Below are 12,899 nucleotides of genomic sequence, written 5' to 3'. Positions count from 1 at the left end.
CACGCCGGGGCGTCCCCATGCCGTCTATAAAAATACCTTCATGGATGCACTCGTTCACCTGCTGCCGCACCTGGCCAACGGGATTTCGCTGGGCCTGCTCTTTGCGTTGATTGCGCTGGGTTTCATGCTGATCGTGGGGGTGATGGAAACCATCAACCTCGCGCACGGCTCCCTGTTTGCGCTGGGCATGTATTTCGCGCTCTTCATCGTCGCACCCAAGTTCGGCATGTTTCCCGAAGCGCAGGCCTGGTACATGGCCCTGAGCATTGAAACGCGCTACGCCCTGGCATTGCTGCTGGCGCCCGTGTTTGTCGGCCTGTTTGGCATGCTGCTGGAGCTGTGCATGCGCCGCACCTATGGGCGCGACCCGCTCTACGGTCTGTTGCTGACCTTCGGCGCGGCCCTGGTGATTGAAGAAGGCATCCGCCTGGTCTGGGGCTCTTCCGAGAAACAATTGCTGCTGCCACCCGCCATCTCGGGGGCTTTCATGGTGGGCGACATCATGTATTCGAACTACCGGCTGTTTGCCAGCGGTTTTGCCATCGTGATGATCTTCCTGTTGTGGGTCTTTTTGCAGAAGACGCCTTTCGGCGCCATCATCAAGGCCGGCGCCCATGACAGCGAGATGGTCCGTGCCCTGGGCATCAACCTGTCGCGCCTGCGCCTGTTTGTGTTTGGCCTGGGGGTGGCGCTGGCCGCGATTGCTGGTGTGGTCATGGCGCCTATCTGGGGCATCCGGCCGCACGTGGGGGTGGATGCCGTGGTGCCGGCCTTCCTGATCATCGTGCTGGGCGGCGTGGGGTCGCTCTGGGGCGCGGTGATGGCCGGGCTCATGGTCGGCATGGTGGTGGGCATGACCGGCGCCTATGCGTCCGAGTGGTCGCTGTTGTCCATGTATCTGTTGTTCATCGCCGTGGTGACTTTCCGTTCACGCGGCCTGTTTGGAAAGAAGAGTGTGCTGGATGTGTAACCATGACTCCCCCCCGAAGTGGCTTGCAGCCACCTCCCCCTTCAGGGGGCGCTACCAGCAGCCCGGCAAAGCCGGTTCTGCGGTAGCCCTGGCAAAGACATGGGCGTTCATGGAGAGTGCGCAATGAAGCCGCTGCTCGACAGGGTGGCCCTGGTCACCGGCGCGGCCGGTACCATGGGTCTGGCTGCCACGCGTGTGCTGCTCGAAGACGGCTGCAAGGTTGCCATGGTCGATTTCAACCGCGCACGCAACGAAGCGCTGGCGCAGGAGCTGGGGCCCAACGCCCTGGCGTTTTCCTTTGACATCAGCGACGCCGAAGCCGTACGCACCGGCCACGCCAGCATCGTGAAAACCCTGGGCGCAGTGGACATCCTGCTCAACAATGCCGGCATCCTGTCCAACAACAAGGTGGAAGCCACCGACGCCAGCGAATGGCGCCGTGTCATGGGGGCCAACCTGGACGGGGCTTTCTACCTGTCGCAACAGGTGGTGCCTGCCATGAAGGCGCAGCGTTTTGGCCGCATCATCAACACCAGCTCCCTGGCGGCCAAGACCGGCGGGCTGACCGCGGGCACGGCCTATTCGGTCTCCAAGGGCGCCATGAGTGCGCTGACTTTTTCGCTGGCGCGTGAACTGGCCGGTTTTGGCGTCACCGCCAATGCCATTGCCCCCGCCTATGTGAAGACACCCATGATCACCGAACAGCTCAACGAAGAGCAGCGCCAGAAGCTCCTCAAGGACATTCCCGTGGGCCGTTTCTGCGAGCCCGAGGAGTTTGCCCATGTGGTGCGTTTTCTGGCCTCGCCGCTGGCGGGTTTCATCACCGGCGAGATCGTCGACATCAACGGCGGTCTGTTGATGGATTAGGGCTTCGCGCAGAATTCAATGACCATGACACCCAAGATCGATTTCACCCAGGCGCTGGCCGGCCTGTTTGACCTGCGCGGCAAGACGGCCTATGTGCCCGGTGGTTATGGCGGCATCGGCGAGGCCATCGCCTGGGGCCTGGCCCTGGCCGGGGCGCGCGTGGCCGTGTCCGGCCGCGATGAGGGCAAGGCCCGGGACGTGGCCGCGGATCTGAAAGCCGCGGGCCATGAGGCCCTGGGCCTGTCCATGGACGCGCATTCGGTACCGCACATGCAGGACTCGGTCGATGCGGTCGCGCAGCACTTTGGCGGTCTGGACATCCTGGTGAACTGCGTGGGCATCCAGCGTGAGCAGGCCTTGCTGGACGTGACCGAAGAAGCGTTTGACGAAGTCATCCAGGTCAACCTCAAGGCCGCGATGTTCTTGGCGCAGGCGGTGGCCAAGAAGCAGATCGCAGGTGGTCGTGGCGGCGCCCAGGTGCACCTCTTGTCGGTGCGCTCCCAACTGGGGCTGCGTGGCCGCGGTTATTCGGCCTACAGCAGCAGCAAGGGGGGCCTGGTCATGCTGATCCGCCAGCATGCCAGCGAACTGGCACCGCACGGCATCACCGTCAACGGCATTGCGCCCACGGTCGTGAAGACCGAGATGGCACGCCACTGGCTGGAAAACCCCGACACGCGCAAGCAGGTGCTGGACCGCATCCCGCTGGGTCGTGTGGCCGATCCGCAGGACGTGACCGGCGCAGCCGTGTTCTTTGCCTCTCCTGGTGCAGCCTTTGTCACCGGGCAGGTGCTCTATCTGGATGGTGGGATCACCGCGTCGCAGTAGTTTTTCTGGAAACGAGCCCCACAAGAAAAAGCCGCCCTCGGGCGGCTTTTTGGCAAGGGCCTGAAACCGGCTTACACCAGCAAGGCATTCACCCGCTTCACATACGCCGCCGGATCCTCCGGCAGGCCGCCTTCGGCCAGCAGGGCCTGGTCGAACAGGATCTGGGCCAGGTCGTGGAAGTGCACCGAGCCGTCGAGCTTCTTCACCAGCGCGTGCTCGGGGTTCACTTCGAGGATGGGCTTGCTGTCCGGGGCCTTCTGGCCGGCCTGCTTGAGCAGGCGGGCGAGCTGGTTGCTCATATCGCCCTCTTTCACCACCAGGCAGGCCGGTGAATCGACCAGGCGGGTGGTGACGCGCACGTCTTCGGCCTTGTCTTTCAGCGCTTCTTTCAGCTTGGCCAGCACGGGCTTGAAGGCCTCGGCGGCTTCTTCGGCGGCCTTTTTCTCGGCCTCGTCCTGCAGCTTGCCCAGGTCCACGGCGCCCTTGGCCACGCTCTGCAGCGGCGTTCCGTCGAATTCCGTCAGGTAGCTCAGCGCCCACTCGTCGACGCGCTCGGTCATGAGCAGCACCTCGATGCCCTTCTTCTTGAAGACTTCGATCTGCGGGCTGTTCTTGGCCGCGGCCAGGGTGTCGGCGGTGATGTAGTAGATGGCCTCCTGGCCTTCTTTCATGCGGGCCTTGTAGTCGGCCAGGGACACGGTGGCCGTGTCGCTGGTGGTGCTGGCAAAACGCAGCAGCTTGGCCAGGCGTTCGCGGTTGGCAAAGTCTTCGCCCAGGCCTTCCTTGAGCACGCCGCCGAACTCGGCGTAGAAGGCGCTGTACTTGCCGGCGTCGGCCTTGTCTTCTTCGCTGGCGTCGGCGGCGGGCACATCAGCCTTGGCCAGATTTTCCAGCAGGCTCAGCACGCGCTTGGTGTTGCCGTCGCGGATGGCGCGCACGTCGCGGCTTTCCTGCAGCAGCTCGCGGCTCACGTTGAGCGGCAGGTCGGCGCTGTCCACCACGCCTTTGACGAAGCGCAGGTAGTTGGGCAGCAGGGCCTCGGCCTCGTCCATGATGAAGACGCGCTTCACATAGAGCTTCAGGCCGCCCTTCTTGTCACGGTTCCACAGGTCGTAGGGCGCCTTGGCCGGCACAAACAGCAGCTGGGTGTATTCGGTGCTGCCTTCCACGCGGTTGTGGCTCCAGGCCAGCGGGGCCTCGTGGTCATGGCTGATGGCCTGGTAGAAGTTTTCGTACTCTTCCTTCGTGATGTCCTTCTTGGGGCGGCTCCACAGGGCGCTGGCCTTGTTGACGGTTTCCCATTCGTCGGTGGTGACCATCTCGCCGGGCTGGTCGTTCTCGCCTTCCTTCCACTCTTCCTTGCGCATCTGGATGGGCAGGGCGATGTGGTCGGAGTACTTGGCGATGATGCTCTTGAGCTTCCAGCTGCTCATGTAGTCGGCAGCGTCTTCGCGCAGGTGCAGGATGACGCTGGTGCCGCGCTCGGCGCGGGTGAGGGTCTCCACCTCGAAATCACCGGTGCCACCGCTGACCCAGCGCACGCCTTCTTCGGCCTTCAGGCCGGCGCGGCGCGTTTCCACGGTGATCTTGTCGGCCACGATGAAGCCCGAGTAGAAGCCCACGCCGAACTGGCCGATGAGCTGGCCCTGTTCCTTGGCGTCGGCCTGCTTGTCGGCGCCCAGCTTGCTCATGAAGTCCTTGGTGCCGCTCTTGGCGATGGTGCCCAGGTGGTCGATGGCCTCCTGCGCGCTCATGCCGATGCCGTTGTCGGTGATGGTCAGGGTCTTGGCCGTCTTGTCGAAGCTGATGCGCACGCGCAGCTCGGGGGCGTCTTCGTACAACGCGCTGTTGTTCAGCGCTTCGTAACGCAGCTTGTCGCAGGCGTCGGAGGCGTTGGAGACCAGCTCACGCAGGAAGATCTCCTTGTTGGAGTACAGCGAGTGGGTGACCAGGTGCAGCAGCTGGGCGACTTCGGCCTGGAAGGAATGGGTTTGCTTGCTCATGGGGTTGCGAGAAGGTTGGAAATAAGCGGGATCTGCGCAGGTCTGCGCGCCGAACCTCGAATTATGGGCGCTCGGGCCGGTTTCAAGACCGGCCCGGCGTCCCGGGTATGCGGGGCGGGCGTATGCTGCGGGGTCTGAATTTTCACCCCTGAGGAGACGAGAACATGAAACATATGCTGCGTCGTTGTGTGTTGGCCCTGGCGCTGGGCGGTCTGCCTGTGTGGTCCCTGGCGCAGGTCATCGTGGACGTGGAATACGTGCAGTCGGCGCTCAAGCGCAATGTGCAGGTCTGGGACGTGCGCGGCGACAAGGATTACGCCAAAGGCCACCTGCCGGGCGCCCTGTCCGTGGGGGATGCGGCCACCGTGCTGCGCGACGCCAATGCCGAGGACTTTATCTCCACGCAGGAGATCGAAAAGATCCTGGGCGAGGCCGGTATCGACCCGGCCCGCGAGACCGTGGTCTACGGCGCGCGCGGCACCTGGAACCCCTATTTCGGCCGCTACACGCTGCGCTATTTCGGGGCCAGCAAGGTGACGGTGCTGCACGATGGCATCGAGGGCTGGCAGGCGGCAGGCCTGCCGGTGGCGACCGGGACGGCCCAGGCCGCACCGGTCAAGCTCTCCCTCAAGGCCAACCCTGCATTGATGGTGAGCACGCAGGAGATGGTGGAACGCGCCGGGCGCAGCGATGTGCAGATCGTCGATGCCCGCACGCCCCTGGAGTTTTCGGGCAAGGACATCCGCGCGCTGCGCGGCGGCCATATCCCCGGTGCCGTCAACATTCCCTACGAGCAGAACTGGGCCGACCCGGAGACCCAGCAGAAGCTCACACGCAAGCAGGTGAACGACTCGCGTGGCATGTCGCTCAAGGCCTCGCAGGACCTGAAGGCGCTCTATTCCAAGCTCGACCCGAGCAAGGAAACGGTGGTGTATTGCCAGTCGGGCGCCCGCGCTTCCGAGACGGCAGGGGTGCTGGAGGAACTGGGTTTCAAGAACGTCAAGATCTATGACGCTTCCTGGCTGGCTTATGGCAACAAGCTCGATGCGCCGGCGAACAACGTCACGGTGTTCAATGTGGGGGCGCTCAATTCGCGCATCGGCGCCATGCAGGCCCGCATCGACGCGCTGGAAAAAGAACTGGCCGCAGCGAAGAAGTAGTCAGTCAGCCAGTCTTCCGTGCCCGGCGATACGCGGGCACGGAATTCAGAACTTCTCGTGCGGGGCCAGATAGCGCCACTGGCCCACGGGCAGCTGGCCCAGCATGACGCGGCCGATGCGCACGCGTTTCAGGCCCACCACTTTCAGGCCGACCAGTTCGCACATGCGGCGGATCTGGCGCTTCTTGCCTTCGGTCAGCACAAAGCGCAGCTGCTCGGGGTTCTCCCAATCCACCTTGGCGGGCTTGAGGGCCTGGCCGTCCAGGCTCAGTCCATGGCGCAATTTGGCCAGCATGGCGGCGGGGAAGACGGCCTGCACATTGGTGGAGATGGGGTCGTCGTCGTCGATGCGGGTGAGCTGGGTGGGCGCGGCGTCGGCGGCGGGTGTGCCCAGGTAGACCACACGCACCAGGTATTCCTTTTCCATCACTGAGTCTTCGCCGATGAGCTGACGCGCCACGCGACCGTCCTGCGTGAGCACCAGCAGGCCGGTGGAGTCGATGTCGAGCCTGCCCGAGGGGGCCAGGCCGCGCAGCTGTGCGCCGTTGAAGCGCATGGGGGCGTGGTCGTCGCGCCAGCGGTTCTGCGGCTGCACCAGCACCACGGCGGGTTCGTGCCCGTCCTCGGCCTGGCCGCTGACGTAACCGATGGGCTTGTTGAGCAGGATGGTGACCTGCGTGGCCTGCTGGTTCTGCGCCTGTTTGTCGACTTCGATGCGGTCGCTGGGCGTGACCTGCTGGCCCATCTCGGCCACCTGGCCGTTGACCTTGACCCAGCCGTTCTCGACCCAGGCGTCGGCCTCGCGACGCGAGCACAGGCCGAGTTCGGCCATGCGCTTGTTGATGCGGCTGGTGGCGGCTGCACCGCCGGGCTTGGGCGCGGCGGCGCCCTCGGGGCGGGGCGCGCGACGCAGGGTGGGGGCGGCGGGCTTTTCGGGGGTGTCCTTCATCGGGGATCGATTGTAGGCGCCACCCCCTGACGCCGACTTATTTGACGTGGGAGAGGAAGTGGGCCAGGTCGTCCAGGTGCTGGTTGTTGAGGCCGCCCAGGGCATTGGTCATGACCGTGTCGCGCCCGGGGCCGGGTTTGTCGCGGTATTCCTCCATGACGGCGCGCAGGAAGGCTTCGTGCTGGCCGGCCAGGCGCGGCATCTGCTCGCGGCCCTTGTAGTCGGGCAGGTGGCAGGTGCCGCACAGCATGGAACGCGCCAGCACCTTGCCGCGTTCGTAACGCTCGGCATCAAGCGGGGTGGCCAGTGGCACGGGCACCTGTTCCGAAAAGTACTTGGCCAGCACGATGAGGTCGGCGTCCTTGAGCCCGTCGAGCACGCCTTTCATGGCAGGGATGTCGCGCAGGCCTTCACGGATCAGCACCAGCTGGTTCTCCATGAAGATCTTGGGCTGCCCGGCCAGCGAGGGGAACTGCGGAACCTGCGAGTTGCCCTGCGGGCCGTGGCAGGCCACGCAGAGTTCCAGGCGTTGCGGTTGCTGGGCCAGGGCGCTCGCGGCCAGCAACAGGGCCAGGGCGGGGAGGATGGTGTGGATGAAACGCATGGGATCGGTCGTGTATCGGTCGCCCTAAAAAAAGCAGGGCCGCTGTTGCCAGTGGCCCTGCTTGCCGGGTCAGACCGGGGTCTTACTTCTTGGCGCTGTAGGAGATGCGGTAGATCGCACCCAGCTGTTCGTCGGAGAGCAGCAGGGAACCATCGGGCATCTGCAGGAAGTAGGTCGGACGGCCCCAGAAGGTGTTGGCGGCCGGGTCGGCAAAGCCGGTGATGAAGGGGGTCATCACCGGGTTGCGGCCTTGGGCGTCGGCGGCCACGGTGACCACGTCGTAACCCATCTTGGTGGTGCGGTTCCAGGAGCCCTTGCGCGCGACGAAGGCCACGTTGCGGTACTGGGCAGGGAACATCTTGCCGGTGTAGAAGTGCAGGCCCATGGCGGCGGCGTGCGGGCCCATGGTGCGCACAGGCAGGGTCACGCCCTGGCAGGCGTCGGCCTTCTTGATGTCGGGGTCGGCAATGCCGTTGGCATGGCAGGAGGGGAAGCCGAAGAACTGGCCGTTCTTGCTCAGGCGGTTGAGTTCGTCCTCGGGGCCGTCGTCGCCCAGCCAGTCGCGGCCGTGGTCGGTGAACCAGAGCTGCTTGGTGACCGGGTGCCAGTCGAAGCCCTGGGTGTTGCGTACACCCGTGGCGATGACCTGCATGCCCGAGCCGTCGGCGTTGTAGCGCCGGATCTGCGCGTATTCATCGCTGGGCAGGGTGCAGATATTGCAGGGCGCGCCGAAGGGCACGTAAAGCTTGCCGTCCGGGCCGAAGCGCAGGTACTTCCAGTTGTGGTGTTTCTGCGGCGGCAGCTTGAAGGCGGCCGTCATGTCGACCGGAGCGACGTTGGGGTTCTTCTCAATGCCATCGAAGCGCAGGGCCTTGTCCACGGCCATCACGTAGAGGTTGCCCTTGTGCAGGGTGACGGCGGGCTGGTCCAGCTTGTCGACCACCACACGGCTGGTGCGCTCCTTGCCGTTGTCGGTGATTTCGTAGACACGGCCCAGGCCGCGTGTGCCGGCGTAGATCTTGCCGCTGGCGCCGCGCGACATGGCGCGGATGCCGGGCGTGCCGGTGGACCAGATCTCGACCTTGAAACCCGGCGGCAGCTTGAGCTTGTCCAGCGGGATTTCGGAGGCGGGTGTCACGGTGTTCTTGCCGGCCACCGGGGCCAGCCGGGAGTCGGCCATGCTGGCCGGTCGACCCTGCTGCCAGGCGGGAGGAGCGGCCTGGGGCGCCGGTGCCGCCATCGGGGCGGGAGCGGGGGCTGCGGCAGGCTGCGCAGCCACGGCCTGCGGAGCGGGGGCAGCAGCTTGCGGGGCGGGCGGCGTGGATGTGGCGCAGGCGCTCAACAGCGTGGCCAGCAGTGTCCCAACGAGGGGGGTGTATCGGATCATGGGGAAGGTCTCCGTGCAAAGGCTATGGTTGTTGTGTATCGACCATCTGAAATCCTATGCCTGCCCCAGGGTGGTGCGCCTAGGGTTTCCCCCCGGACTTCATGCAGTCAAGGCACTAAGCGATATAAGCGGCATTGATGAACGGCTCCTCGGGCTGTCGCTCTCTGCGACAGAGTGGTTCAAATCGCGACACCTTGAGCGCTCCATGCGCGCCCAATGCCACGACACCTCGCGTGGTTTGCTGCGCTGCGTCTTGCAGGCGGTGGATGGCGCCGGCTTAATTCCGTATACGGAGTGCCGGTCGGCGTTCCGTACAACAGCAAGAAAACTCAGAGGAGCCAACCATGATCGGACGCAAGCTGGGCCTGGCCCTGCTGGCAGCGGGATTCGCTGTCGGTGCAGGGGCACAGTCGGGCAAGGACAACCTGTCTACCCTCAAGCAGATGAAGGTCGCAACGACCGACCTCAACATTCCACCGGTACCGCAGGAAGGGCGCAACGCAGAAGCCATACGCGCCAACCTCAAGAACGTGAAGCTGCCGCCGGGTTTCAAGATCGAGCTGTATGCCGTGGTGCCCGATGCGCGCCACATGGCCGTGGCGCCTTCCACCAACATGCTTTTCGTCGGCACGCGCAAGACCAAGGTCTGGGCCGTGACGGACCGCAACGGTGACGGCACGGCCGACGAGGTGAAGGCCTTCGCGCCCTCGCTGAACTTCAAGGTGCCCAACGGCGTGTGCTGGACCAAGGACGGCTTCCTGGTCGTCGTGGAGCACAACCGCGTGCTCAACTTCCCCGCAGCCGAGTTCTTCTACGAGGGTCCGGACGTGGCGGTGATCGAGGTGGTGTCGCAGGGCAAGCTGATCCCGGAGGAGGAGGAGTCCTACAACCACGGGGCGCGCACCTGCCGCGTCGGTGACGACGGCAAGCTCTACATCACCCTGGGCCAGCCCTACAACGTGCAGCCCAAGGAGAAGGTGGCGCTGTACGAGAAGATCGGCATCGGCGGCATGATCCGGCTGGACCCGTTTGACGGCTCCAAGCGCGAGGTGGTGGCCATGGGCGTGCGCAACTCGGTGGGCATGGACATCAACCCGAAGGACAAGACCGTCTGGTTCACCGACAACCAGACCGACGGCATGGGCGACGAGATCCCGCCGGGGGAACTCAACCGCATCACCAAGGCCGGCGGTGAGCACTTCGGCTACCCCTTTATCCACGGCAACAACATCCAGATCGCCGGCACGGCGGCGGCGCCCGACCTCAAGGACATGAAGGCCCCGGCCGCCTGGACCAAGCCGCAGGTGGAGTTCCCGGCGCACCAGGCGCAGCTGGGCATGACCTTCTACAACGGCAAGATGTTCCCGGCACGCTATCAGGGCGGCGTCTTCGTGGCGGCCCACGGTTCATGAAACCGCACCAAGCCCAGCGGCGCGCTGATCAACTTCGTGCCGATCAAGGCCGACGGCACGGCCGGCGCCTCCGAGGTGTTTGCCGAAGGCTGGCTGGACGCCAACGGTGTCTACAAGGGCCGGCCGGTGGACGTGGCGCCCATGAAGGATGGGTCTCTGCTGATCTCGGATGACTATGTGGGCGCGATCTACCGCGTGACCTACAGCAACTGATCGCAGCGACGCGATACGACGGAGATCGTCACGATCTCCGTCGTTTTTTTGAGAGGAACGTTTTCATGCACAACTATCTGCTCGCTGCGCTGCTGCTGGCCCTGGCCGGCACGGCGCAGGCGGATGCGGCGGCCGGGAAGGTGCGCGCTGCAGCGGCTTGCGCGGTCTGTCACGGGCCGCTGGGCCTGTCCCTGCAGCCCAATGCGCCGAACCTGGCGGGCCAGCCCGAGATCTATCTGGTGGAGCAGCTGCGCAACTACCGCAGCGGCAAACGTGCGCACGAGGTCATGGGCGTGATTGCCAAGCCCTTGAGCAACCAGGAGATCGATGATCTGGCACAGTGGTACGCCTCGCTGCAACTGCGTGTGGAGCTGCCCTGAGCACAGGTCGGAACGACAAGAACAAGAGACATGACACACACAAGCAAGACAAGAAGACCGCCGGCCCGCACGCTGCTCGCGCTGCTGGTGACCGGCCTGGGCACGGTGCCGGCCTGGGGCCAGGCGCTGGACGACGTGGTGATTTCCGCCTCGCGCGCGGCGCAGCGCAGCTTTGACGCCCCGGCGGCGGTCGAGGCCGTGGACCGCGAGACCCTCCAGGGCGCGGGCCCGCAGGTCAACCTGTCGGAATCGCTCACCCGCGTGCCGGGCCTGACCATCCTGAACCGGCAGAACTATGCGCAGGATGCGCAGGTGTCCATCCGCGGCTTCGGTGCGCGTTCGGCCTTCGGCATACGCGGCATCCGCCTGCTGATCGACGGCATCCCGGCCACCACACCCGACGGGCAGGGCCAGGGTTCCTCGGTGGCGCTCACCTCCACCGAGCGCATCGAGGTGCTGCGCGGGCCGCTGGCGCTGATGTACGGCAATTCGGCCGGCGGGGTGATCCAGGCCTTCACGCGCGAAGCACCCGAGGTGCCCGAGTTCGGCCTGCAGTACTACACAGGTGCCTACGAGATGCACCGCAGCGACTGGCAATACGCCGGGCGCATCGGCACGGTGGGCCTGGTGGCCGACTACAGCACCTTCGATACCAACGGCTTTCGCGACAACAGCACGACGGAACGCAAGCAGTTCAACAGCAAGCTCAGCTTCGGGCCCGACGCGCACACGCGCGTGAACCTGGTCTTCAACCAGTTCGACATGCCCTTGGCCCAGGACCCGGTGGGCCTGACGGCGGCGCAACTCGCGCAGGACGCCACGCAGGCCGGCACCAGCGCACTGAGTGCACGCCTGCGCAAGATCACCAGCCAGAGCCAGGCGGGTACGTCCGTGACGCACGAGCTGGATGCACAGCGATCGGTGACGGCGCGCCTGTACTACGGCAAACGTGACAACCTGCAGTACCTGCCCACCAACTGGGTGGGCCTGAACCGAGACTACTACGGCGCAGGCCTGCAGTACAACGAGCAGGCGCGCTGGGGCGGCCGCCCCGTGAACTGGGTGGCGGGTTATGAGTACGACTATTCCAAGGAGCGGCGCCAGTCCGGCGGCGTGAGCGGGGGCGAGAAATCCGGCGCGCTCACGCGCAACGAAGATAACAGCGCGCAGAACAGCGACGCCTTTGTCCAGGGCACGGTGCTGGCGGCCGAGCGCCTGTCGGCCACGGCGGGCCTGCGTGCAAGTTCGGTGCGCATCGCGAGTGACGACTATTTCCTGGGCAATGGCAACGGCTCGGGCGACGTGAGCTACAGCGCGGCCAACCCGGTGCTGGGCCTGACCTGGCACACGCTGGACACACTGAACCTCTACGCCAACTACGGCCGCGGTTTTGAGACGCCCACGCTGGTGGAGGTGGCCTACACCGGCACCGGCGCACCCAGCTTCAATCCCAACATCAACGCGGCGCGTAGCCAGCACTACGAGCTGGGCGCCAAGTGGGCCCCCGATGTGCGGTCGCGCCTGGACTTCACGCTCTACCAGATCGACACCACGGACGAGATCGTGGTGGCGGTGAGCAGCGGCGGCAGCACGGCCTACAAGAACGCGCCGGGCACCACACGCACGGGCTGGGAACTGGCCGGCCGCACCCTGCTGAGCCCGAACTGGCGTGCCACGCTATCGGCTTCGGCGATCGAAGCGAAGTTCACGGAGACCTTCACCACCAACAACGTGACGGTGAACGCAGGCAATCGCATGCCGGGCATACCGCAGCACTTTCTCTACACCGAGTTGTTATGGTCCGCGCAGACCCTGGACAACGCGGGCCGCAAGCCGGGGCTGGGCACGCAGGCCGGCGCGGAGGTGGTGAGCGCCGGCAAGCTCTACGCCAACGACAGCAACACGGCGTCGGCCGAGGGCTACAACACGCTGAACCTCAAGGCCAGCCAGGGCTGGCCGGTAGCGGGCAGGGGCAGCCTGACGGCCTATGGGCGGCTGGACAATGTGACCGACCAGCGCTACGTGGGCTCGGTCATCGTCAACCAGGCGGCCAACCAGTTCTACGAACCGGCTCCCGGCTTCAACTGGACGCTGGGCCTGCGACTGAACCTGCCGATGTGAGGTGCC

Annotated in this window: 10 protein-coding genes and 1 pseudogene; 7 read left to right on the top strand and 4 right to left on the bottom strand. The window is 65.3% G+C overall.

What is annotated here, in order from left to right; translation table 11 throughout:
* Positions 1-40 precede the first annotated feature (40 nt).
* From AC07NT_RS16685 to AC07NT_RS16675, 3 genes are all read left to right on the top strand, one after another.
* The gene (locus AC07NT_RS16685) at positions 41-970 is read left to right on the top strand and encodes a branched-chain amino acid ABC transporter permease (RefSeq protein ID WP_498599952.1); all 930 of its coding nucleotides are present in this window, start codon (positions 41-43) and stop codon (positions 968-970) included.
* A 123-nt stretch (positions 971-1,093) separates the two neighbouring features.
* The gene (locus AC07NT_RS16680) at positions 1,094-1,837 is read left to right on the top strand and encodes an SDR family NAD(P)-dependent oxidoreductase (RefSeq protein WP_498599953.1); all 744 of its coding nucleotides are present in this window, start codon (positions 1,094-1,096) and stop codon (positions 1,835-1,837) included.
* A gap of 24 nt (positions 1,838-1,861) precedes the next feature.
* Positions 1,862-2,665 carry an SDR family NAD(P)-dependent oxidoreductase gene (locus tag AC07NT_RS16675; RefSeq protein WP_498599955.1) on the top strand — a complete coding sequence of 268 codons (804 nt, stop codon included), beginning with the start codon at positions 1,862-1,864 and terminating at the stop codon, positions 2,663-2,665.
* Between the two features lie 71 nt (positions 2,666-2,736).
* On the opposite strand, the gene htpG is transcribed toward AC07NT_RS16675, so the two are convergent.
* A complete protein-coding gene (gene htpG, locus AC07NT_RS16670; protein WP_498599956.1) occupies positions 2,737-4,668 on the bottom strand; it encodes a molecular chaperone HtpG in 1,932 nt (643 codons plus the stop codon).
* 164 nt (positions 4,669-4,832) lie between these two features.
* Between htpG and AC07NT_RS16665 the strand changes: the two genes are divergently transcribed.
* Positions 4,833-5,828, top strand: coding sequence for a sulfurtransferase (locus AC07NT_RS16665; RefSeq protein WP_498599958.1), 996 nt, complete (start codon positions 4,833-4,835; stop codon positions 5,826-5,828).
* A gap of 45 nt (positions 5,829-5,873) precedes the next feature.
* Here the strand turns inward: AC07NT_RS16665 and AC07NT_RS16660 are convergent, their stop codons facing one another.
* The 3 genes from AC07NT_RS16660 to AC07NT_RS16650 form a co-directional block, all read right to left on the bottom strand.
* Positions 5,874-6,776, bottom strand: coding sequence for a pseudouridine synthase (locus AC07NT_RS16660; RefSeq protein WP_498599959.1), 903 nt, complete (start codon positions 6,774-6,776; stop codon positions 5,874-5,876).
* 37 nt (positions 6,777-6,813) lie between these two features.
* Entirely contained in the window at positions 6,814-7,380 is a 567-nt protein-coding gene (locus AC07NT_RS16655; protein ID WP_498599960.1) for a c-type cytochrome, read from the bottom strand.
* Positions 7,381-7,462: 82 nt separating this feature from the next.
* On the bottom strand, positions 7,463-8,767 hold the full coding sequence (locus AC07NT_RS16650) for a PQQ-dependent sugar dehydrogenase (protein ID WP_498599961.1): 1,305 nt from the start codon (positions 8,765-8,767) through the stop codon (positions 7,463-7,465).
* Positions 8,768-9,111: 344 nt separating this feature from the next.
* On the opposite strand from AC07NT_RS16650, the pseudogene AC07NT_RS16645 reads away from it, so the two are divergent.
* The 3 genes and pseudogenes from AC07NT_RS16645 (at position 9,112) to AC07NT_RS16635 (ending at position 12,893) form a co-directional block, all read left to right on the top strand.
* Positions 9,112-10,392, top strand: a pseudogene (locus tag AC07NT_RS16645) (PQQ-dependent sugar dehydrogenase).
* Positions 10,393-10,457: 65 nt separating this feature from the next.
* Positions 10,458-10,772: a c-type cytochrome gene (locus AC07NT_RS16640; RefSeq protein ID WP_498599963.1), complete on the top strand. Its 315-nt coding sequence runs from the start codon at positions 10,458-10,460 to the stop codon at positions 10,770-10,772.
* Positions 10,773-10,802: 30 nt separating this feature from the next.
* Positions 10,803-12,893 (top strand): TonB-dependent receptor family protein, encoded by a 2,091-nt coding sequence (locus tag AC07NT_RS16635; RefSeq protein WP_498599965.1) that lies wholly within the window; start codon positions 10,803-10,805, stop codon positions 12,891-12,893.
* Positions 12,894-12,899: the final 6 nt, after the last annotated feature.

The organism is Hylemonella sp. GW821-FHT10B10, assembly GCF_059415585.1.
This window is presented reverse-complemented; position numbering and strand designations above follow the sequence as displayed.

Bases quoted from the DNA above. Each gene is read 5' to 3' on its own strand.
- AC07NT_RS16685 (WP_498599952.1), top strand. From the start codon at position 41: ATGGATGCACTCGTTCACCTGCTGCCGCACCTGGCCAACGGGATTTCG.
- AC07NT_RS16680 (WP_498599953.1), top strand. From the start codon at position 1,094: ATGAAGCCGCTGCTCGACAGGGTGGCCCTGGTCACCGGCGCGGCCGGT.
- htpG (WP_498599956.1), bottom strand. From the start codon at position 4,668: ATGAGCAAGCAAACCCATTCCTTCCAGGCCGAAGTCGCCCAGCTGCTG.
- AC07NT_RS16655 (WP_498599960.1), bottom strand. From the start codon at position 7,380: ATGCGTTTCATCCACACCATCCTCCCCGCCCTGGCCCTGTTGCTGGCC.
- AC07NT_RS16665 (WP_498599958.1), top strand. From the start codon at position 4,833: ATGAAACATATGCTGCGTCGTTGTGTGTTGGCCCTGGCGCTGGGCGGT.
- AC07NT_RS16635 (WP_498599965.1), top strand. From the start codon at position 10,803: ATGACACACACAAGCAAGACAAGAAGACCGCCGGCCCGCACGCTGCTC.
- AC07NT_RS16660 (WP_498599959.1), bottom strand. From the start codon at position 6,776: ATGAAGGACACCCCCGAAAAGCCCGCCGCCCCCACCCTGCGTCGCGCG.
- AC07NT_RS16675 (WP_498599955.1), top strand. From the start codon at position 1,862: ATGACACCCAAGATCGATTTCACCCAGGCGCTGGCCGGCCTGTTTGAC.
- AC07NT_RS16650 (WP_498599961.1), bottom strand. From the start codon at position 8,767: ATGATCCGATACACCCCCCTCGTTGGGACACTGCTGGCCACGCTGTTG.
- AC07NT_RS16640 (WP_498599963.1), top strand. From the start codon at position 10,458: ATGCACAACTATCTGCTCGCTGCGCTGCTGCTGGCCCTGGCCGGCACG.